Annotated in this window: 22 protein-coding genes; 11 read left to right on the forward strand and 11 right to left on the reverse strand. The window is 71.8% G+C overall.

Annotated features, from left to right (window positions below; translation table 11 throughout):
* The 3 genes from E6J59_05785 to E6J59_05795 form a co-directional block, all read left to right on the forward strand.
* Positions 1 to 746 (forward strand): aminotransferase class III-fold pyridoxal phosphate-dependent enzyme (locus tag E6J59_05785; protein TMB21452.1); only part of this gene is annotated, 746 nt, incomplete at its 5' end.
* A gap of 1 nt (position 747) precedes the next feature.
* Positions 748 to 1,197, forward strand: a complete 450-nt coding sequence (locus E6J59_05790) for a GNAT family N-acetyltransferase (GenBank protein ID TMB21453.1) — start codon at positions 748 to 750, stop codon at positions 1,195 to 1,197.
* On the forward strand, positions 1,197 to 2,273 hold the full coding sequence (locus E6J59_05795) for a glutathione S-transferase family protein (GenBank protein TMB21454.1): 1,077 nt from the start codon (positions 1,197 to 1,199) through the stop codon (positions 2,271 to 2,273). The genes E6J59_05790 and E6J59_05795 overlap by 1 nt, the downstream gene beginning before the upstream one ends.
* A gap of 21 nt (positions 2,274 to 2,294) precedes the next feature.
* Here E6J59_05795 and E6J59_05800 read toward each other — a convergent pair whose 3' ends face one another.
* The 6 genes from E6J59_05800 to E6J59_05825 all read right to left on the reverse strand — a co-directional run bounded on the left by E6J59_05800 (position 2,295) and on the right by E6J59_05825 (position 7,447).
* A complete protein-coding gene (locus E6J59_05800; GenBank protein ID TMB21455.1) occupies positions 2,295 to 3,125 on the reverse strand; it encodes an MOSC domain-containing protein in 831 nt (276 codons plus the stop codon).
* A gap of 36 nt (positions 3,126 to 3,161) precedes the next feature.
* Positions 3,162 to 4,541 carry a YHS domain-containing protein gene (locus tag E6J59_05805; protein TMB21456.1) on the reverse strand — a complete coding sequence of 460 codons (1,380 nt, stop codon included), beginning with the start codon at positions 4,539 to 4,541 and terminating at the stop codon, positions 3,162 to 3,164.
* Positions 4,542 to 4,580: 39 nt separating this feature from the next.
* Positions 4,581 to 5,153, reverse strand: a complete 573-nt coding sequence (locus E6J59_05810; protein ID TMB21457.1) for an aldehyde-activating protein — start codon at positions 5,151 to 5,153, stop codon at positions 4,581 to 4,583.
* Between the two features lie 27 nt (positions 5,154 to 5,180).
* Positions 5,181 to 5,555: a group 1 truncated hemoglobin gene (locus E6J59_05815; GenBank protein ID TMB21458.1), complete on the reverse strand. Its 375-nt coding sequence runs from the start codon at positions 5,553 to 5,555 to the stop codon at positions 5,181 to 5,183.
* Between the two features lie 270 nt (positions 5,556 to 5,825).
* Positions 5,826 to 6,680: a crotonase/enoyl-CoA hydratase family protein gene (locus E6J59_05820; GenBank protein ID TMB21459.1), complete on the reverse strand. Its 855-nt coding sequence runs from the start codon at positions 6,678 to 6,680 to the stop codon at positions 5,826 to 5,828.
* Positions 6,677 to 7,447, reverse strand: coding sequence for a crotonase/enoyl-CoA hydratase family protein (locus tag E6J59_05825; GenBank protein ID TMB21460.1), 771 nt, complete (start codon positions 7,445 to 7,447; stop codon positions 6,677 to 6,679). The genes E6J59_05820 and E6J59_05825 overlap by 4 nt, the downstream gene beginning before the upstream one ends.
* Before the next feature lie 126 nt (positions 7,448 to 7,573).
* Between E6J59_05825 and E6J59_05830 the strand changes: the two genes are divergently transcribed.
* The 5 genes from E6J59_05830 to E6J59_05850 all read left to right on the forward strand — a co-directional run bounded on the left by E6J59_05830 (position 7,574) and on the right by E6J59_05850 (position 12,375).
* A complete protein-coding gene (locus tag E6J59_05830) occupies positions 7,574 to 8,284 on the forward strand; it encodes a VOC family protein (protein TMB21461.1) in 711 nt (236 codons plus the stop codon).
* A gap of 16 nt (positions 8,285 to 8,300) precedes the next feature.
* Positions 8,301 to 9,269 (forward strand): M28 family peptidase, encoded by a 969-nt coding sequence (locus E6J59_05835; protein ID TMB21462.1) that lies wholly within the window; start codon positions 8,301 to 8,303, stop codon positions 9,267 to 9,269.
* Between the two features lie 121 nt (positions 9,270 to 9,390).
* Complete coding sequence (locus E6J59_05840) at positions 9,391 to 11,109, forward strand: peptidoglycan-binding protein (GenBank protein TMB21463.1); 1,719 nt, start codon at positions 9,391 to 9,393, stop codon at positions 11,107 to 11,109.
* Entirely contained in the window at positions 11,106 to 11,900 is a 795-nt protein-coding gene (locus E6J59_05845) for a hypothetical protein (GenBank protein ID TMB21464.1), read from the forward strand. The genes E6J59_05840 and E6J59_05845 overlap by 4 nt, the downstream gene beginning before the upstream one ends.
* Positions 11,901 to 11,931: 31 nt before the next feature.
* Positions 11,932 to 12,375 (forward strand): glyoxalase/bleomycin resistance/extradiol dioxygenase family protein, encoded by a 444-nt coding sequence (locus tag E6J59_05850; GenBank protein TMB21465.1) that lies wholly within the window; start codon positions 11,932 to 11,934, stop codon positions 12,373 to 12,375.
* Positions 12,376 to 12,451: 76 nt separating this feature from the next.
* Here the strand turns inward: E6J59_05850 and E6J59_05855 are convergent, their stop codons facing one another.
* From E6J59_05855 to E6J59_05865, 3 genes are read right to left on the reverse strand one after another with little or no spacing between them, the layout of a single operon-like run.
* A complete protein-coding gene (locus tag E6J59_05855; protein TMB21473.1) occupies positions 12,452 to 13,138 on the reverse strand; it encodes a class I SAM-dependent methyltransferase in 687 nt (228 codons plus the stop codon).
* Positions 13,139 to 13,191: 53 nt separating this feature from the next.
* The gene (locus tag E6J59_05860) at positions 13,192 to 14,250 is read right to left on the reverse strand and encodes a methyltransferase domain-containing protein (GenBank protein ID TMB21466.1); all 1,059 of its coding nucleotides are present in this window, start codon (positions 14,248 to 14,250) and stop codon (positions 13,192 to 13,194) included.
* Positions 14,251 to 14,265: 15 nt separating this feature from the next.
* Complete coding sequence (locus E6J59_05865; protein ID TMB21467.1) at positions 14,266 to 15,750, reverse strand: aldehyde dehydrogenase family protein; 1,485 nt, start codon at positions 15,748 to 15,750, stop codon at positions 14,266 to 14,268.
* An 88-nt stretch (positions 15,751 to 15,838) separates the two neighbouring features.
* Between E6J59_05865 and E6J59_05870 the strand changes: the two genes are divergently transcribed.
* Positions 15,839 to 17,464: a cyclohexanecarboxylate-CoA ligase gene (locus tag E6J59_05870; GenBank protein ID TMB21468.1), complete on the forward strand. Its 1,626-nt coding sequence runs from the start codon at positions 15,839 to 15,841 to the stop codon at positions 17,462 to 17,464.
* An 11-nt stretch (positions 17,465 to 17,475) separates the two neighbouring features.
* Here the strand turns inward: E6J59_05870 and E6J59_05875 are convergent, their stop codons facing one another.
* Together E6J59_05875 and E6J59_05880 are read right to left on the reverse strand one after the other, a co-directional pair.
* Positions 17,476 to 17,709: a hypothetical protein gene (locus E6J59_05875; GenBank protein TMB21469.1), complete on the reverse strand. Its 234-nt coding sequence runs from the start codon at positions 17,707 to 17,709 to the stop codon at positions 17,476 to 17,478.
* A gap of 3 nt (positions 17,710 to 17,712) precedes the next feature.
* The gene (locus tag E6J59_05880; protein ID TMB21470.1) at positions 17,713 to 18,627 is read right to left on the reverse strand and encodes a hypothetical protein; all 915 of its coding nucleotides are present in this window, start codon (positions 18,625 to 18,627) and stop codon (positions 17,713 to 17,715) included.
* A 105-nt stretch (positions 18,628 to 18,732) separates the two neighbouring features.
* Here E6J59_05880 and E6J59_05885 point away from each other — a divergent pair, with 105 nt between their 5' ends.
* Positions 18,733 to 19,935, forward strand: a complete 1,203-nt coding sequence (locus tag E6J59_05885; protein ID TMB21471.1) for an AmpG family muropeptide MFS transporter — start codon at positions 18,733 to 18,735, stop codon at positions 19,933 to 19,935.
* Between the two features lie 9 nt (positions 19,936 to 19,944).
* A partial coding sequence (locus tag E6J59_05890) for a hypothetical protein (GenBank protein TMB21472.1) occupies positions 19,945 to 20,689 on the forward strand: 745 nt, incomplete at its 3' end.

Below are 20,689 nucleotides of genomic sequence, written 5' to 3' on the forward strand. Positions count from 1 at the left end.
ACCGCGCGCACCTTGTGCACTATCGCTACAACGACCTGGGCAGCGTCGACGCGGCGCTCGCCGCGAACCCGGGCGACGTGGCGGCGATCATGGTGAGCCCGTTCCGGCACGACGTCTTCCACGACCAGGAGATGCCGGCCCCCGGGTTCCTCCCCGGGCTGCGCGAGCGCGCGGACCGCCTCGGCGCCGTCCTCGTCCTGGACGACGTGCGCGCCGGCTTCCGCCTCCATCTCGGCGGCTCGGGCGAGCACGTCGGGGTGCAGCCCGACCTCGCCTGCTACTCGAAGGCGCTCGGCAACGGCCACGCGATCGCCGCCTGCCTCGGCCGCGAGGCGCTGCGCGAGGCGGCGACGCGGGTCTTCTTCACCGGCTCGTTCTGGACGAGCGGGGTGGCGATGGCGGCGGCGACCGCCTGCCTGGAGGAGCTCGCGTCGAGCGGCGCGATCGCGCGCATGGCGCAGGTCGGGAGTGCGCTGCGGGCCGGCATCGAGCAGCAGGCGGCCGCGCATCGTCTCGAGATCCGCTACAGCGGACCGCCGGCGATCCCGTTCATGACCTTCGTGGCGGACGAGGGCTCGTTCGAGCGGAGCCGCGTCTTCGCCGCGGCGTGCGCCGCGCGGGGTGTGTACCTCCACCCCCACCACAACTGGTTCATCTCGGCGGCGCTCAGTGACGCCGACGTCGTGCGCGTGCTCGAGGTGACGGGGGAGGCATTCGCGGAGGTCCTGCGCGGGAGCGCAGGATGAAATGACCATCCGTTGCGCCACGCCCGCCGACGAGGACGCCGTCCTGAGGCTCTTCGAGGAGCTCTTCGACCCGCCCGGCCGCCGCCCGCGCGGCTACACGCGCGAGCGCGGCGCGGCCGGCTTCCGCCACGCGCTCGCCAACCCCGATGCCGACGTCCTGCTCGCCGTCGCGGGGGACGGCGCGATCATCGGCCTTGCGTCCGCCTACGTCGATCTGGAGTCCATCCGCTTCGGCCGGCGGTGCTGGCTCGAGGACCTGGTGGTCACGGCCAGGCGCCGGAGCCAGGGCATCGGCCGCCGCCTGCTCGACGCGGCGACCGCGTGGGCGCGCGAGCGCGGCTGCACGCACCTCCAGCTCAACTCGGCGGTCACGCGCAAGGACGCGCACCGCTTCTACCTCGCCAGCGGCATGGCGCAGACGTCGCTGAACTTCGGCCGGGAGATCGGGTGATGGCCACGCCCTACACGCTCTACGTCATGTCGAACAGCCCGTACTCGGACAAGATCCGCATGTACCTGCGGCTGAAGCGCCTGCCCGTCGTCGAGGTGCGCGAGAACCTGCGCAACCGCGAGCAGGTGCTCCGGGCGCGCACGGGCAGGACCATGGTGCCGGTCGTCGTCACGCCGGCCGACGAGGCCCTGAACGACTCGACCCACATCACGCGCACGCTCGAGGCCGCCTGCCCCGTGCCGCCGCTCCGGCCCGCCGACCCGGGCCGCCGCGGCCTCGACGCCCTCCTCGAGGACTACGCCGACGAGTGGGTGGTGCGCGTCATGCTCGCCTCGCGCTGGCTGCACGAGCCCGACGCGGAGCACAACCGGACGGTCATCGCCGCCGACATGACCTGCGGCGCGCCGGAGGTCGAGGTCGCGGTCGCCAAGGAGATCTTCCCGCAGGGGATCCTGGCGACGCTGCCGCCCATGGGCGCTACGCGCGAGACGCTCGGCTTCCTGCTCGACGACCTGGGCGGCCTGGTGACGGACCTCGACGCGCTCTTCGCGGCGCATCGCTTCCTCGGCGGCACGGAGCCCACGGTCGCCGACCTGGCGTTCTACGGGCAGCTGAACCAGATCCGCCGCGACCCGACCGGCCGCGTCATGGTCGGCGACCCGGCCCGGCCGCACGGGCGCTGGCTCGCCGACATCGAGCGGCGAGCCGACGGCGCAGCGGCCGAGCACGCGGGCGATGCCGCGCCCGACGGTGAGGCGCTGGCCCCGCTCGCCCGCCGCATCGCGCGCACCTACCTCCGCTTTGCCGTCGCGAACGCGAAGGCGCTCGAGGAGGCGCCCAAGGGACCGCTCGGCGTCGAGCTGGCCGACGGCGTACCGTTCCAGGCGGCGCGCGCCGGCTACAACCGGAAGTGCCTCCAGGCGCTGCTCGGCGAGCTGGAGGCGGCGGTCGCGGCGGCGGGCCGGCTCGCGGGCGAGGCGGCGGACCGGGAGATCTTCGCGGAGCTCGCCAGCCTGGGGAGCCTCCTCGCGCCGTACCCGGCGCTCGCCCGGGCGTGCGCTAGCCCGCCAGCGTAGGCGCAGCTCTGCCGCGGGACCTCAAACACCAAGCCTCACCCGATCACCACGGCGGATTGTGCCGCCCCGCGCTACGGCGGCATATACGCCGACGTTGACTTTGTTATGTTGGGCCGCCGTGCGCAGGATTCCCGGATCCCTCGGGAGATCCCCCTGAGCGAGAGTGGTCATCACGCAACGCCCGCAGGGGCCAGTGATGTTCAGGCACGCCGCCGTCCCGATGGCGAGCGTGTGGCCAACCCACGCATTCTCCGCAAAACTCTTCTCATTCGAGCCCAGCTGCACCACGATGTTTGGACGAAACCGCCGGACTTCGAAGCGGCCTGGCGCATACAGCTCGCGCAGGCGATCGAGGGTGGCCGTGGTCAATAGATGGACCATGGCACAGTCGAAGAATGTCTCCTCGGGTAGCGTGAAATCTGTGACCGTGTCCCGGTGGTCGAGGCCTTCCATGTCCGGCCAGTACTCCTCGGCATTGACCGCCCCGCGCCGGGCGGCACCAAGTGTCACCTCACGGTTGAGTGCCTTCGAGAGGATCTGGTTGAGATCACTTTGGTCACTGGTGACCGTGGTGCCATCGGGGAGCGCAATTCGGACGGGAGGGACTTTCGTGGTCGCACGAGGCGGCTCGATGAATGTGGCGCGGAAATCGAAGAGGCGCGGCCATTTTCGCGGGTTCTTTGCGGTCGCCACCTTCCCGTCGGAGCTGTCGACGAGGGCATACGCACGATCCCCAAGCAGCCCACGTTCCGTAAGCTCAGTGGCGTTCAGTTCCTCTCCCATCATGGACTTGACGGGATATCGCCAAAGTGAACCCACCGCACCAATCTCGGTTTGCGTTGCGTTTGGCATATTGCGATCCTTCGCCTGTCTAGATCGCCTCTCCACTCAGGCCGGAAGCGCTGGACCGGCCACCCGATAGACGTCCGGTGCGGCGACGAAGCGCCGCAGGCACTCCTGCGAGCAGAAGGCAAACTCCTTGCCCTCGAGCGCGAGCCGCGCCGCCACCTCGGTTGGTCGGAGCTCCATCCCGCACACCTGGTCGACGAGCCGCTCGCGCGCCGTCGCCTCCGCGGGTCGGGCCGCGAAGAGCTCCAGCCCCTCGGCGATCCCCTTGAGTCGCCGCTTGCCGAGGCCGACGAACTCCACGCCGGCGAGCCCGCCGGCCTCGTGCCGCACGGCGCCCGTCACCAAGACCTGGTGGCGCTCCGCGCTGGCTGCCAGCCGCGAGGCGAGGTTCACGTTCACGCCCACATAGTCGCCCTCCCGGTACAGCACCCGTCCCCGGTGGACCCCGCTCCGGACCGCGGGGAACTGCGGCTCGGCCATGGTTCGCCGCTCGATCTCGAGGGCGCAGGTGAGCGCGGAGCGCGAATCAGGGAAGACCAGCATGAAGGCGTCGCCGATCTGCTTGACCACCCGGCCGTCCGAGCGGCCGGCCGCGTCGCGGACCAGTCGGGAGAAGCGCTCGAGGACTTCGGCCGCCTTCACGTCGCCCATCGCCTCGGCGAGCGGGGTGAAGCTCGACAGGTCGACGAAGACGATCGCCGCGGTGAGCTGCCCCGGCACCTCGACCTGGCCGGGCACCGCCGCTTCCTCCCCCAGCTCCATCACCGCCTCCTCGCGCATCGCACGCTCCAGCGCCCGCCGGTGGAAGTAGAGGATCGCGGGCTCCGCGAGCGGCGTCATGAGCCTGCCGGCGGCGTTCATCGCCTCCGAGAGCGCCGGACCCGACAGGCCCTGCGCTTGCAGCCGGTGGTGGACGTAGAAGTGGAAGAGGTGGGCCTCGCTCTCGGCCACCCGGCCGAGCGCGTCGCCGTACACCCTCGCGAACTGCTCCAGGGCGTCCTCGGGGAAGCCCGCCTCGAGGGAGGTCTTGAGCCCCCGTAGCATGGCGACGTCCTCGGCGCCGAATGTCCCGTCGGCCGCACCGAGGCTCGCCGTCTGAGCCATGCGCTCGACCAGGGCGGGATCCAGTCCGACCATCGTTGCGGCCTCGGCGATCGAGTACCCGGTCTCGCCCGTCCTGGGCACGAGCAGTTCCAGGTAGCGCTCCATGCGACCACTCCTGACCCACGCCGCGATCGTCTCGAGCCCGATCCCGCGGCGCACGAAGAGCTGCACCAGCCGGGTCCGCTCCACCGCCTCCGGCCCGAACCACTCCTGATCCGGCGCGCTGATCAGCCCGAGCGCGCGCCACTCGCGGAGCCGATCCACCGGCTCGCCGGTCCGGCGCGCGAGGTCGACGATCGAGAGCGCCTCACTCATGCTCGACCCCGGAGCATACCATCGTCGGGGCCGTCGACGTCACGGCCTTGGAGGCCGCCCCCCCGAACCGCAAGAGTCGGGCTCGCTTGGCTGGCGGCCCTCCTCGACGATCAGAGCGGGCGTCCAGCGCGCCTTGCGGCGCGCCGAGCGCTCCGGAGCGCTCTCGCCCTCGTACGTGACCGGCATCAACGGCCGCGTGAAGCGGTCCACCGCGTCGAGGGTGTTGACGTTCACGGTCGCGTAGGAGCTGGAGCCCTCGGCTATCACGGCGGCCACGTAGATTCCGCAATGGCCGCAGACCAGGAAGTCGGCCGTTCTCAGGCCGAAGCGGTACCGCAGCAGCTGCTCGGGCCGGTGGACGGTGATCACGACGCGCCCGCTCGGGTCGGAGGTCGTGCGGGCTCCGTGCTTGCGGCAGAAGGAGCACGTGTCTGCGCGAAGCGAAAGCTCCTCGGGGCGCATGTTCGTCTCCAGCGCGAGCTCTACGTTGCCGCAGTGGCAGCACCCGGCGAGCGGCGCTTCAATTCGGGGCGTATCGCGGCCGCTCATCGCGCCCTCGCTCCGGACCCTGCGCCAGTACCCCCACGGGAAGTGGACGACCTCGAGCTTCATCCCTTCGGGATCGGCGAAGAAGACCCGCTATTCGACGATCTCCTTCTTGAGACTCTGCACGAACGCGACCACGTCGCGCTGTTCGGCCTCGGGCACCTTGAACTTCGCCAGGGTCGCGGCGGCATGACCGAGGAACACGTTCCAGTCGCTCTCGCTGATGCGCATGCCTCGGTGGATGAGTGCCATGTCCCTGCCGCGATAGTACATCGGTCCGCCCGCGCTCGCGCAGAGGAAGTCGATCAGGAGCTGCTTCTCGCGCTTGACGCCGTCTTCTCCGCGATGCGCCCAGAAGCGGGCGAGCTGGGGATCGGCCTGGAGCCGGGGCAGCAGGTCATTCGCCACCGCCGTGATCGCGTCGTACCCGCCCAGGCGCTCGTAAAGGGTTTTCCTCGCGTCGTTCATCGTGTTCTCCTCGAGTCCGTCGGACGCCCGCCCCGCCTGGTCTCGGCCAGCTTGCCCAGGTGGACGGGCCCAAGCCCTCTTCGGAGTGTCGTGTAGCCCCCGTCGGGGCGTTTGGGCAAGCATCTCTTCCGCGTCTCGCCCGGGCGCGACGACCTTGGCGCCAGCCGTACCGTGTCCAGCGGCAGGACAGCCGGGGCCGCTCTCGACCGCGTTCTTGCCCTCCATGATCCCGCTGCTCCGCCGTGCTGCGCTCGTTGGAGCAAGAGGTAGCTACCGCCGCCGCTTCGAGCGCGGCCCCGACCCGTAGTCGCCGAACGGGTCGTCGCGTTCGCGGACCGTCTGGCGGAACCCGACCGCGCGAGCACGAGCGACGAAGTCGAGCCCCTCCTGCGTGTGCCGCGCGATGCCGTCGAAGAGCGAGCCCAGCGTGCGGCTGGAGGCAAGGCCCATGTTCTCGGCGGTCTGGTTGCAGAGGAGCTTCAGCATGACGAGCTGGCTCGCCGGCACCTGCGCCATGCGGCGGGCGAACGCGAACGCGTGCTCCCGGAGGCGGTCATCGGGCACGGTCTCGAGGACGAGGCCGAGGCGCGCCGCCTCGGGTGCAGGGATCTCGTCGCCCGTGAGTAGATAGCGCTTCGCGCGCTCGAGCCCCAGGCGGTAGACCCACATCGCCGTCGTCGGTGTGCCCCACACGCGCGAGGGTGGGTAGCCGAACGACGCGCCCTCGGCGGCGATGATGATGTCCGCGCAGAGCACCATGTCGGTGCCGCCGCCGATGCACCAGCCCTGGACGGCCGCGATGGTCGGCTTGGCCGCGTACCAGAGCTTCATGTAGGTGTCGACGAAGCGCGAGATCATGCGCAGATCGGCGACCGAGTCCCACACGCGCCCGCGTGTTCCCTCCTCGGCCTGGGCCGCGGTCGACCAGTCGAGGCCGTAGCCCGCGCAGAAGGCGGGACCCTCGGCGCGGAGCAGGATGACGCGCACGGCGGGGTCGGCGTCGGCCTCGTCGATGGCGGCCGCCAACTCCTCGCGCAGCGCCGGCGTGATCGTGTTGTACTCGTCGGGCCGGGCCAGCACGATCGAGCGGACGCCGGCCTCGGTCTCCGTGCGGATGGTCTTCATCGCTCGAAGGTCCCGTGGCGGCCCGCGCCCGCGGCGAAGCGGGCGGCGCCCGCCAGCGTCTCGCCCGAGCGGACCACCTCGGCGCCGCGGCGGAACTCGTTGCGCATCGCCTGCTCGAACGGCATGGCCCACTGCTCGTAGGCGGAGAGGCGATCGGCGCGGAGGCAGCGCTGCGGGAAGCGGGCGAGCTGGTGGGCCAGCTCGACCGCGGCGTCGCGCGCCCGCCCGCGCTCGACCAGACGGTTCGCGAGGCCCATGCGGAGCGCCTCCTCGCCCGACACGCCCCGCCCGGTGAGGATCAGGTCCATCGCCTGGCTGTGGCCGATGAGGCGGGGGAGGCGCACGGTACCGAGGTCGATCAGCGGCACGCCCCAGCGCCGGCAGAAGACGCCGAAGACGGCGTCGGTGGCCGCCACGCGGAGATCGCACCAGAGCGCCAGCTCGAGGCCGCCCGCGACGGCGTAGCCCTCGACCGCGGCGAGGACGGGCTTCGAGAGCAGCATGCGGGACGGCCCCATGGGCGCCTCGCCGTCCTCGCTGATGCGGCGGCGCTGGCCGGCGGCGACCGCCTTCAGGTCGGCGCCGGCGCAGAACGTGCCGCCCGCGCCGGTCAGGACCGCGACCGGGAGCGCCTCGTCGGCGTCGAAGCGGTGAAACGCCTCCACCAGCGCCGCCGCGGTCGGGTCGTCGACGGCGTTGCGCACCTCCGGGCGGTTGATGGTGACGACCGCGACCTCGCCGTCCGTGTCGAATAGGACCGTGCTCATGCGTGTCCTCCCTCTGGCAGCTGGCGCTTCTCTCCTCTACAGGAGGCCCCGCCCTCACGCGAGGTCCGCGGGTGGACACGGCGAAGGGGACGGGACTACGATGCCTCGCAAACGGGAGGTGCGCTCATGGGTCTTCCGAACGGCGTTCATCATCTCGCGATCGCAACCCGCGACATCAAGGCGCAGATCGAGTTCTTCACCCAGGTGGTCGGCATGGAGCTCGTCGCCCTCTACTGGATGCACGGCGTGCCGAACACCGTGCACGCATTCCTGCGCCTCGCTGACAGCTCCTCGATCGCCTTCGTGCAGGGGCCGGAGATGGCCGCCATCGAGCCGGTGGCCGGCGTTTCGCACGCCGGATTCACGGCGGGACCCGTGGCGCCGGGCGCCATGCAGCACGTCGCCCTGAACGTCAGCTCCGAGGCCGACCTGCTCGCCGTCCGCGACCGCCTGCGCTCGCACCGTCACTGGGTCATGGGACCCATCAACCACGGCATGTGCAAGTCGATCTACCTGGCCGCGCCGGAGGGCATCATGCTCGAGTTCGCGACCTCGGCCGAGGCGATCGATGCCGGCGAATGGATCGATCCGGAGGTGGTTGGTCTGTGCGGGATTCGCGCCGACGAGCTCGAGCGCTACCTCCGGCCGCCCCCTTTCGCATCGCAGGGAGGCGCCGTCCCCCAGGCCGACCCGGGTGCGCGGCCCAACTTCGAGTACCCGGCGGACTGGCGTGAGCGCGGCGAGCGGCTCTTCTGCATGAGCGATGAGGAGATCGCCGCGGCGCTGAGCGTGCCGACGCCTCCGGTGCCGAAGCGTCGGAAGGCGGCATCGGCCTGAGCGCCCGGCGCCTCGAATGAGGCGCCTCGTGCTGGAGGTGCTCGTCCTTCTCGGCCTGCTCGTCGCGGCCTGCGCCTACCTCACCCAGCCGCTGCTGCCCAGGGGAGGGACGACAGTCCAGCAGGGAGCGGATCCGCTGAGGCTCGAGGCCCACGTTCGGGCTCTCTCCGAGCGCTTCTCCCCGCGTGGCAACAAGAACCTGAAGAACCTCAACGCCGCCGCCAACTACATCGCCGACGCACTTCGCGCCGCGGGCGGCGAGGTGAGCGATCAGCCCTACTCGTCGGACGGCTACACCTACCGGAACGTGATCGCCGCTCTCGGCCCCGAGAGCGAGGAGCGCGTCGTGGTCGGGGCACACTACGATGCCTTCCGCGGCTTCCCCGGCGCCGACGACAACGCCAGCGGCGTCGCCGGGGTGCTCGAGCTCGCCCGGATACTCGGCGCGAGCCCACCCGCGATGCGCGTCGAGCTGGTCGCCTACTCGCTCGAGGAGCCGCCCCACTTCCGCACCGAGTCGATGGGCAGCGCCGTCCACGCCGCCACGCTCAAGGCGAAGAAGGCCAGGGTGCGGGCGATGATCTCGCTGGAGATGATCGGCTGCTTCAGCGACGAGAAGGACAGCCAGACCTATCCGCTCGGCGTCCTGAAGCTGCTGTATCGCTCGACTGGCAACTTCATCGCCGTCGTGGGGCGCATCGGCGGGGGCCGCCTCGTCCGCATCGTGAAGACCGCAATGAGAGCTGCAACCAGGCTGCCCGTGGAATCGATCAATGCTCCTGGCTTCATCCCGGGGATCGATTTCTCAGATCACCTCTCCTACTGGGAGCAGGGCTATCCGGCGCTGATGGTGACCGACACCGCCTTCTACCGGAACCCGCGCTACCACACGGCGGACGACACCCCCGACACGTTGGACTACGAGCGGATGGCGCTGGTGGTGGACGGGCTGGTCGCGGCCGTGCGGGCGCTCACGGCCGGCTGATGCCACAGGCGACGGCTACCTCGCCGTCCGTGTCGAATAGGACCGTGCTCATGCCCGTCCTCCCTCTGGCAGGCCTCTCCCCCCTCCTCTATAAGAGGCCCGGCTCTCACGCGAGATCGGGATGTACGAGCGCTTCTTCGGCCTCGCCGACGCGCCCTTCCGGCTGACTCCGGACCCGCGCTACCTCTTCCTATCGCCCAAGCATGCCGAGGCCCTCGCGCACCTGAAGCTCGGGCTGCGCGAGTCGAGCGGCTTCGTCTGCATCACGGGCGACGTCGGCACCGGGAAGACGACCCTCCTGCGCGCCTTCCTGGCCGGCCTCGGCCCCGAGACCGCCACCGCCTACATCTTCAACCCGCCGCGCTCGGCGCTCGAGCTGCTGAAGACGATCAACGGCGAGCTCGGTCTCTTCGCCAAGACGCGCAGCCGAAAGAAGCTGGTCGACGCGCTCAACGCCCACCTCCTGGCGCAGCGCGAGGCAGGGCGGCGCTCGATCGTCATCATCGACGAGGCGCAGGCCCTCTCGATCGACGTGCTGGAGCAGCTCCGCCTCCTCTCGAACCTGGAGACGACGACCGAGAAGCTGCTCCGCATCGTGCTCGTCGGCCAGCCGCAGCTCCGCGCCCTCCTCCTCCACCCCGAGCTGGTGCAGCTGAACCAGCGCATCACGCTGCGCTGGCACATGGGGCCGCTCTCCCGCCGCGAGACGGTCGCGTACATGCTCCACCGCCTGCGCGTCGCGGCCGGCGGCGACCCGCCGCCGCGCATCTTCACGCGCCCGGCCCTCCGCCGCACGCATCGCATCTCGCGTGGCGTGCCGCGCGTCGTCAACATGGTGGCGCACCGCGCGCTGATGGTCGCCTTCGCGGCCGAGCGGCGGGTGGTGAACGCCGCGTGCGTGCGCCAGGCGTACCGCGAGATCGGGGCGCTGCCGCTCGCCGCCGCCGCGCCGACGTCGCCGAGGCGCACGGCGTGGGCTGCGGCCGCGGTCGGCGCCTGCGCCGGCGTGATCGCGCTCGGCGTGGTCGCGCTTGCGTGGCGGCCGGAGCTGCACCTCGGTGGCGCGAGCGAGAGCCCCGCGCCGAGCGCCGTCATGACGCCGGCCGAGGAGACGCCGGCACCCGTGGTCGCGGTGGCAACGCCCCCGCCGCCGGAGGCGGAGCCCGCCCCGCCCGCGCCGACCGCCGATCCCGCGCCGCCGGTGACGCCGGCCGACGAGGTCGAGCGCCGTCTGGCGAGCCTCGATGCGCGGGCGACCACGCGCGTCGCGGTCGGCGCGATCCTCGCCGCCTGGCACGCGGAGCCGCTCGCCGCCGACGAGCCCGTGGATCTCGCACGCATCGCCGCCCGCCGCCACCTCGAGGACCTGCCGCTGGTCGGCAATGGGAGCATGCTGCGTCTCCTCGACCTGCCCGCGATCCTCGAGCTGCGCGTTCCCGGCGCCGACCAGCCGCGCCCGGTGGCGCTCACGGGCATGTCGGACGGTCGCGCCGAGCTCGTCGTCGACGGCAGCCCCACGCCGGTGGACGCCGCCTTCCTCGACCACCACTGGTTCGGCCGGGCGCACGTCTTCTGGCGCGACTTCGAGGCGCTCGGGCCGGCCTTCGGGCACGAGTCGCACGGCGCGCCCGTGGCGCGGCTGCAGGCCCTCCTCCGCCGCATCGGCGCCTACGACGGGAAGGAGAGCGGGCAGTTCGACCCTGCGACCGAGGCCGCCGTGCTCGGCTTCCAGCGCGCGCGCTTCCTGGCCGTCGACGGGCGCGTCGGGCGGCTCACGCGCATCGTCCTCTACGCGGCCGCCGGCGGGTACCCGCGGCCGACGCTCGGAGCGCCGTCGTGAGCTCGATCCTCGACGCGCTGAAGAAGCTCGAGGCGGCCGAGGCGTCGCCCGCGCACGCGCCCGCCGTCCTTCGCGAGCGACCCCGCGCGCTCGGACTCACCGCCGCGGGCCTCGCACTCGCGTTCGGCACGGGAGCCGGGTTGACCTTCTTCCTGCGCGCCGGGCACGGACGCCCGCCGGCGCCGCCGCTCGAGAGCGCGCCGCCGCAGCCGATCGCCGCCTCGAGCCCGCCTCCCGCCGCGGCGCCGGAGCCTCCGCCTCCCGCGCCCGTGGTCGCCGGCGGGGCGCCGGCGCCGCCACCCGCGGCGCCGGCGCCGGTGGCGGCGGAAGCGTTGCCTCTCGCCGCGCCAGTGGCACCGCTGCCGCAAGCGGCGATCGACGCCGAGCCGCCGCGCGCCCGCGTCGTCGCTGCGGCACCCGCCGTGCCGCCGGTCGCACCGCCCGTCGCCCGGCCGGCCGAGCCGCCCGCCGTGGCTAGCCGCGCCGAGCCGCCTGCCCCGCGCGCGCCCGCCGCGACGGACGGCTCACCCCCCGAGGCGGAGAGCCCACCCCTTCCCCCGCTCGAGCTGCTGCCGCGCCTTCCGGCGGGCGCGCCGCGCGTGCAGGTGAGCTTTCTCTTCTACTCGCCGGTGGCCGAGCGACGGACGGTCCTGCTCAGCGTCGATGGCAGCAGCACGGAGACGCTGCACGAGGGGGAGCGGGCGGGCGACCTCGAGGTCGCCCGCATCCTTCCCGACCGCGTCCACGTGCGCTGGAGCGGGCAGCTCTTCTCGGTGCGGGCGCGCGACTAAATACTCGTTGGGCCGCCAAGACCAAAGGAGGATGCCAATGCCCGCCAACCCCCCACCGAACATGCCTCGCATCACGCCGTACCTCTACTACGAGGACGTGGCCAGCGCGCTCACCTGGCTCAGCCGAGCGTTCGGCTTTCGCGAGCGCATGCGGATGCCGGGGCCGGACGGGAAGATCATGCACGCCGAGATGGAGTTCGCCGACGGCGTGCTCATGATGGGAAACCCAGGACCCCACTATCGCAACCCGAAGCGGCTCGGCCAGACAACCCAGAACCTCTACGTCTACGTCGACGACGTGGACAGGCACTTCCGGCACGCCAGAGAAGCCGGGGCCAATATCCTCCACGAGCCGCAGGACCAGTTCTACGGCGACCGCCGCTATGGAGCCGAGGATCCCGAGGGGCACCACTGGTACTTCGCGCAGCACGTGCGCGACGTGGCGCCCGAGGACATGAAGCCGCCTCCCCGGTAGCGTAGCGACCAGGCACGGAAGGGCGCCGCGCGGGTCCCTCATCAAGCGACGCTCCTATTGCGGGCTCCGTCGACGTTCACCCGGGCTTCGCCGCCGCGAACCGCAAGCGCACGTAGTCCGCCGTCCAGCGGCCGTCGGCGCCGTAGAGGTGCGGCCGGAGCTCCGCGCGCACCGCGTCCAGGAGCGCCGTGCGGTCGGGCGCCGCGGCGAGAAAGGGCTGCGCGAAGGTCTCGAGCCACTCGCCGACGTCGCCCGGCAGCGGCGTCGGGCGCGGGATGAGGGCGATCGAGCGCACGACGAACCCCCGCGCCGCGAGCCGCGCGCGGTACTCGTCGTCGCCGGGGAAGTACCAGGGCTGGATGCGGCGCTCGTCGACGCCTTGGCGCGCCAGCGCCCCGCGCAGCGCGGCGACGATGCGCGCGACGCAGCCGCGCCCGCCGAACTCGCCCACGAACCGCCCGCCGGGCCTGAGCGCGCGCCACACGCCGGCGATGACCCGGTCGGGCTCCGTCATCCAGTGCAGGGCCGCGTTGCTGAACACGGCGTCGAACTCGCGGTCGAAGGCGAGGTGCTGCCCGTCCAGGACGCGTGCATCCAGGCCGCGCCGGCGCGCCGCCTCGACCTGCGCCGGGCTCGCGTCGATGCCGACCACCGTGCAGCCGCGCGCCACGAGCGCCTCCGTCAGGGCGCCGTCGCCGCAGCCGAGGTCGAGGATGCGCTCCCCCGCCACCGGCGCGAGGAGCTCCACGACCGGCGCGCCCAGCTCGGAGACGAAACGCGCCGTGCGCGCGTAGCGCTCGGGATCCCAGGTCTGGGCTACGGTCGCGCCTCGAGCACCAGGTTGAAGGGGGTCTCGGTCGCGCGGCGGAAGCGCGTGAAGCCGCCCGCGGTCACGACCTCCCGCAGCCTCGCCTCGCCCGCCTGGGCCCCGAGCGCGAGACCCACCTCCTGCGCGAGCGACGCGGGCGTGCAGATCATGGTCGAGGCCGAGTAGTAGACGCGCCCCACCGGGTTGAGGTTCTGCTCGACGCCGTCGGCGGCGAACGGCTCGACGATCATCCACGTCCCGTCCCGATCGAGCGTGGAGAGCACGTGCCTCGCCGCGCCGACGGGATCGCCCATGTCGTGCAGGCAGTCGAAGAACGCGACCAGGTCGTAGCCCTTGCCGGGATACGCCTTCGACGACGCCACCTCGAAGCACACCCGGCCGCCGACGCCGGCCCGCGACGCCGCCTTGCGCGCCCAGGAGATCGACGGCTCGTGGTAGTCGAAGCCGACGAAGGTCGAGCTGGGGTAGGCCGCGGCCATGAGAATGGTGGACGCGCCGTGCCCGCAGCCGACGTCCGCCACGCGCGCGCCCGCCTCGAGCTTCGCCGCCACGCCCTCGAGGGCGGGGATCCACTCGCTCACCAGGTGCGTCGCGTAGTTCGGGCGGAAGAAGCGCTCCGTCCCCTCGAAGAGGCCGGGGTCGTGCTCGTGCCAGCCCACGCCCTTGCCCGTGCGGAACGCCTCGGCCACCTTGTGCTCGTCCTTCAGCACCGCGGCGACCACCTGGAAGCCGCCGGGGAGGAAGGTCGGGCTCGACTCGTCGGCCAGGCAGGAGGCCTGCTCGGGCGGCAGCGTGTAGGTCCTGGCCGCCGCGTCGTACGTGACGTAGCCGCCCGCCGCCTGCGCGGCAAGCCACTCGCGCACGTAGCGCTCGGCGCAGCCGGTGCGCTTCGCCACCTCGGCCGAGGTGAGCGGGCCCGCGCCTGCCATCGCCTTGTAGAGGCCGAGCTTGTCGCCGATCACGACCAGGGCGGCGTTCATGGCTGCGCCCATCTCGCCCACCGCCCTCCCGACGAACTCCTCCAGCTTCGCCTCGTCGATCGCCATCGCGCCCCCCCCTCCTCACGCCTTCCATGCGATCTGCTGGATCTCCGTGTACTCCTCCATCCCGAAGCGGCCGCCCTCGCGGCCGATGCCGCTCTCCTTGAAGCCCCCAAAGGGGGCGTCGAGGAAGTTGATGCCGTTGTTGATCCACACCACCCCGGTGCGGATGCGCCTGGCGAGCGCGATCGCCTTGGCGGTGTCGCGCGTCAGCACCATGCCGCCGAGCCCGTAGGTCGAGTCGTTCGCGATGCGGATCGCCTCGTCCTCGTCCGCGAAGGGGATCACGGACACGACGGGCCCGAAGATCTCCTCCTGCGCGATGCGGATGCGGTTGGGCACCGCGCAGAAGATGGTGGGCTCGAGGAAGTAGCCGCGCCTCATCTCCTTCGGCCGGCCGCCGCCGTGGGCGAGGACGGCGCCCTCGCGCTTCCCCGACTCGATGTACTCCTCGATCTTCTGGCGCCGCTCGTCGCGGATCACGGGCCCCAGAAACGTGCTCGGGTCGGCGGGATCGCCGATCTTCACCATCCCCTGCACGAAGTCGACCATCTTCTGGACCAGGGTGTCGTGAGCCTCGCGCGGGATGAGCACGCGCGTCGTCATGGCGCAGCCCTGCCCGGCGTGGAAGAACGTGGGCGAGGCGGCCTGCGGCGCGATCAGGTCGAGGTTGTCGGTGTCGAGGAATATGGCGACCGACTTGCCGCCCAGCTCCAAGTGGACGCGCTTGAGCGTCTTCGCCGCGGCCTCCAAGATCTTCTTCCCGGTGGCGACGCTGCCCGTGAAGCTCACCTTGTCGATGCGCGGGTCGGACACCAGTGTCTCGGCGATCGCGTTCGACTGCCCGGTGACGAAGCCGACCACGCCGGGCGGCAGGTCGGCCTCGGCGATGATCTCCGCCAGGAGGAGGTTGATGAGCGGCCCGTAGGGCGAGGGCTTGAAGACCATCGTGCAGCCCGTCGCGAGCGCGGGACCGAGCTTCTGCACGGTCACGAAGAGCGGGAAGTTCCAGGTGGGGATCAGGCCGCACACCCCGGCCGGATGCCGGTGGACGATCCCGGAGTTCACCTGCGTGCCGAGCATCCCGTGGCTCACGCGGCTCGGAAGCTGCTCCTCGAACTCGAACGTGAGCGCCAGCTCGGCGTAATGGCGCATCATCTGAATGGGCTGCTCGATCTGGATGTCGTGCGTCAGGTAGGTGGCGCCCGCCTCGGCGATCACGAGCTGGCGGAGCTCCTCCTTCCGCCGCTCCATCCCGTCTGCGATGGCGCTGAGCACGCGTGCCCGGTCCTGGCGCGACGTGTGCGGCCAGGGGCCGTCGTCGAAGGCGCGCCGGGCGGCGGCGATGGCGCGCTTCATGTCGTCGACGGTCGCGTCGGGCGCGGTGCCGATCGGCTCCTCGGTGGCGGGGTTGGGGATGGGGTAGGTCGCGCCGTTCGAGGCCTCGACCCATTTCCCGTCGATGAACATGCGCCGGCTGGCGGCGAGGACGCGTGCCTGCTCCATGGCGGGTCTGTATAGGACGGTCCCGCGGGCCCTGTCGACCCTCCCCCGCGTGGACGGGGGCGCCTGGATGGGGTAGGCGACCGTCGCCATGCGGCCAACGCGCCCCCCCGACGAGCGCCGCGCGCGCCACGAGGCGACGGGCGAGTGGCCGCAGTCCTCGTTGTCGGCGATGCTCGCCGAGCGCGCGCGCCGGACCCCGGAGCGCGTCTATCTGATCGAGGGCCGGCGCGAGGGCGGGCGGAGCTACACCTTCGGCGACCTCGCGGCGCGGGCCGGGCGGATGGCAGCTGCGCTACTGGGGCTCGGGGTGCGGCCCGGCCAGGTCGTCTCCTGGCAGCTGCCGAACTGGTTCGAAGGCGCCGCGCTCGCGGTCGCGATCGACTCGATCGGCGCCGTCTCGAACCCGATCATCACCATCTACCGCGAGCGCGAGGTGAGCTTCGTCTGCCGCCAGGCGCGCTCGCGGGTGCTCGTCGTGCCGGGGGTCGTGCGCGGCGTCGATCACCGCGAGCTCGGGCGGGCGGTGCGCGCGGCGGCGCCCGACCTGGAGCACGTGCTCACCGTGCGCACCGAGCCGGGACCGGGCATGCGCGCGCTCGAAGGGCTCGAGGAGAGGGCGGCGACGCCCCTGCCGCCCAACCCGCACGGGCCGCACGACGTCTCGATGCTGTTCTACACCTCGGGCACCACCGCGGACCCGAAGGGCGTGCAGCACACGCCTTCGACGCTCGGCGCCGTGATCCGCTTCCAGGCCGAGCTGCTCCATCCGAGCCCCGACGACCGGAGTCTCCTCCAGTTCCCGCTCCCGCACATCGGCGGCATCGTGCTGTTCGTCATGCTCCCGGTGGCGCACGGCTCGAGCACGGTGTTCATGGAGACCTTCGACCCCGAGCTGGCGGTCGACCTGATCGAGCGCCACCAGATCACGAGCGCCGGCGGGCCGCCGGCCGTCCTCCAGGCCATGTTCGCGGCGAAGAACTTCGCGCCCGAGAAGGTGCGCAGCGTGCGCGGGAGCGGCGCCGGCGCCGCCGACGTCACGCCCGAGCTGATGCGCGAGACGAAGGGGCGCTTCGCCGGCGCCCTCGTACACCGCTCCTACGGCATGACCGAGTGCCCGATGTTCACCTCCGGCGCGCCCGCCGACCCCGAGGAGAAGCGCTTCGGCACCGACGGGCGGCCGGTCCCCGGCTGCGTCGCGCGCCTGGTCGACGAGGCGGGCCGCCCCGTCGGGCCGAACGTCGAGGGCGAGCTCGAGGTCTACGGCCCGCAGCTCTGCGTCGGCTACCTCGACCCGGCGCTGAACGTCGCCTTCACGCCGGACGGCATGCTGCGCACCGGTGACCTCGCGGTCATGGACGACGAGGGCTTCATCCGCATCACCGGCCGCCGCAAGGACATCATCATCCGCAAGGGCGAGAACCTCTCCGCCAAGGGCATCGAGGACGACCTCGCCGCGCACCCGAAGGTGGCCGACGTGGCGGTGATCGGCGTGCCCGACGCGCAGAGCGGCGAGCGGGTGTGCGCCTGCGTCGTCCTGCGGCCGGGCGCGGAGAGCCTGACCCTGGCCGAGGTGCGCGCCTTCATGGAGGCGCGGGGCGTGATGCGGCAGAAGGTGCCGGAGCAGCTCGAGGTGCTGCCCGAGCTGCCGCGCAACGCGACCGGGAAGGTCCGGAAGGACGCGCTCAGGGCACGGTTCCGGGCTGCCCGCGGCTGAGCCGCCGGGACCTACTCGCCCACCCGGATCCCGTACAGCTGCGCCGCGTTCTCGAAGACGATCTTCCGTCGCTCCGCCGCCGGCACGTCCTTCATCATGTCGGCGACGACCTGGCGCGAGCGCGGCCAGTCGCAGCCGTGGTGCGGGTAGTCGGTCGACCACATGATGTTGTCGATGCCGATGGCCTGGCGGTTCTGCACGCCGTAGTGGTCGATGATGAAGGTGAACCACCAGTTGGACCTCACGTACTAGCTCGGCTGCTTCTCGAGCTTGATCTTGGCCCAGTACTTGTTGCGGTCGTAGCGGTCGTCCATCTGCTCGGTGTAGTACGGGACCCAGCCGACCCCCGCCTCGACCGACACGAACTCGAGCTTCGGGAAGCGGTCGTGGACGCCGGTCAGGATGATCTCGCCCATGATGAGCGGCATCGTGTCGAGGCCGGCGCCGCTGAGCGCCGAGACCTGCTTCCCGCCCGTCGCCTCGCCACGCGCGGCCTTTTCCTCCATGGGCGTCTTCGGCTTGGCCGGCACCTTGCCGCGCGCGGAGAGCCCGCAGTGGATGCTGATCGGCATCCCCAGGCGCTCGGCCTCGGCGAAGAAGGCGTCGTCGGCCTCGGAGAGGTTCAGGTTGCCGCTCGGCCAGGCGGAGAGGAGGACGCCGCGGAGCCCCAGCTCCTTGCAGCGCCGCATCTCCGCGATGGCGGCTTCCACCCCGATGCTCGGCATCTGCCCGATACCGATCAGACGCTCCGGCGCCTTGGCGCAGAAGTCCTTCGCCAGCCAGTCGTTGTAGGCGCGGATGCCGGCCAGGTGGAAGTCGTCCTCGGTGCCGAGCATGAAGTGCCGCATGGTGCGCTGCGGGGAGTAGATGACCTCGGCGACCACGCCGTCCTCGAGCATCTCGGCGACGCGCGGCTCGCCGCAGAAGTTGCCCTGGTTGATGGTCGAGTAGCGCGCCCCCGACCAGCGCAGCTCCTCGCGCGGCCGGCCGCGGGTAACCGTGACCAGGCCGAGCGGCGCGGGCGCGCCGCCGTCGTTGTAGAGCCACGCGTCGCCGCCCTCCTCGTCCTTCACGAGCCTCGGCGCGCGCGGCCGGAACTCCGGCGTGAGCCAGCGCTCCCAGAGGTCGGGCGGCTCCACGATGTGCGAGTCGCTGGAGATCATCGGTTCCATACGGGAGTCCTCCCAAACGATCGTTTAGCAAACAACCGACGCCCACCGGAAGGGGTGCTTTGACCCGACCCGGCGCCATGTTACGGAGGCCCGGCGGTGGGGACGCGGCGGAAGCTCTCCTGGGTGGCGCTCCTCTACTTCGCCGAGGGGCTGCCCTTCGGGATGGTGCTCGACAATTTCCCGGTCTACTTCCGCCTGCACGGCTTGTCGCTGGCCGCGATCGGGGCGCTCAGCCTGCTGCGCACGCCGTGGTGGGCGAAGGTGTTCTGGTCGCCGCTGGTCGACCAGATCGGCGAGCGGCGGCAGTGGATCCGGGGCGCGCTCATCGTGATGGCGGCCGCGCTGCTCGCGGTGGCCGCCCTGCCCGCCGCGCCCGTCGGCGCGCTGCTCGTGCTCGCCCTCTTCACCTTCACCATTGCGGCCGCCACGCAGGACGTGGCGATCGATGCCTACACGATCGAGCTGCTCGCGCCCGGCGAGGAGGGGGTGGCGAACGGCGTCCGCGTCTCCGCGTATCGCGCCGCGCTCGTCTTCGCCGGTGGCGTGCTGGTGGCGCTCGCGGGGCGGGCCGGCTGGCCGGTCACCTTCGCCATCGCCGCCGTCGGCCTGCTCGCGCTCGGGCTCAAAATCGGACGCTCGCCGCTGACCGCCCACCGCCCCCAGCCGCCCAGGGTGTGGGCGCGCTCGCTCCAGGCCTGGGTGAGCCGCCCGGGCGCCATCCCCGTCTTCCTCTTCGTCCTCCTCTACAAGCTCGACACGAACGCGATCGGGCCGATGGTGAAGCCGTTCTGGGTGGATCGCGGGCTCGGCCTCGACGAGATCGCGTTCATCTCGACGACGCTCGGCGTGGGTGCGTCGGTGGTGGGCGCGCTGGTGGGTGGTGTGCTCACGTCGCGCTGGGGGATCTTCCGCGCGCTCTGGGTGCTCGGCCTCTTCCAGGCGGTCGCAAACCTGGGCTACGCGGCCGCCGCCTGGACGGATGCCGGGCGCGCCGGCATCTACGCCGCCTCGCTCGGCGAGAGCTTCGGCGCCGGGCTCGGGACGGCGGCGTTCCTCGCCTTCCTCATGAACGTCTGCGACAAGGAGCAGGCGGCGACGCAGTACGCGCTGCTCTCGGCGCTCTTCAACCTGAGCGGCTCGCTGGCGGGGGCGGTGTCGGGGCGCGGGGTGGAGTGGCTGGGCTACGGGCACTACTTCGCGCTCACGTTCACGTTCGCGGTGCCGGCGTACGCGATGCTGCCGTGGGTGCGGGGGTGGATCGTGGAGAGGCCCTTGTCGCCCCGCGGGGCCTCGTGTTAGCCCGCGCTCATGTCCGTCAAGCTCATCTCGGCCGACTCCCACGTGAACCCGCCGTCCGACCTCTGGCTCCGCGACGCGCCCGCCCGCTTGAAGGACCGCGTCCCCCGCGTCGAGTCCACCCCCGAGGGCGACGTGTGGGTCGTCGACCAGAAGGCGTCGCCGGTGCAGGGGCTCACCTTCATGGGCGGGCGCGACTACAAGGACTACACGCCGCGCGTCGCCTACAAGGAGATGCGCCCCGGCTCGTGGGATCCGAAGGCGCGCCTCGCCGACATGGACCAGGACGGCATCCGGGCCGACGTCCTCTACGGCGGCGGGCCCAGCCGGTTCGACGAGCCGGAGCTGCGCGCGTACTGCACGCGGCGCTACAACGACTGGCTGTTCGAGCTGGAGGAGGCGAGCGACGGACGGCTGGTGGGTATCTCCATCCTCCCCATCAACGGCGGCGTGGAGGAGACGCTCGCCGAGCTCGAGCGCGTCGCCAAGAAGGGCGCACGTGGCGTTCAGGTCGACGCCTTCCCCGACACGGTCGGCGCGCCGCACTACAGCGATCCGCTGTGGGAGCCGCTCTGGAACGCCCTCGAGGAGGCGGCGATCCCCCTCTCGTTCCATATCCAGGGGCCGCGCGGCATGCAGGCCGCGCGTCTCTTCGACCCGACGCCGGGCGTACGCGAAGCGTTCATCTCGCTCTCGCCGATGGGGATCAGCGAGCTGGTCGCGCAGCTCATCTTCTGCGGCATCTGCCAGCGGCACC

This window comes from Deltaproteobacteria bacterium (assembly GCA_005879795.1).
Classification (GTDB): Bacteria; Desulfobacterota; Binatia; order DP-6; family DP-6; genus DP-6.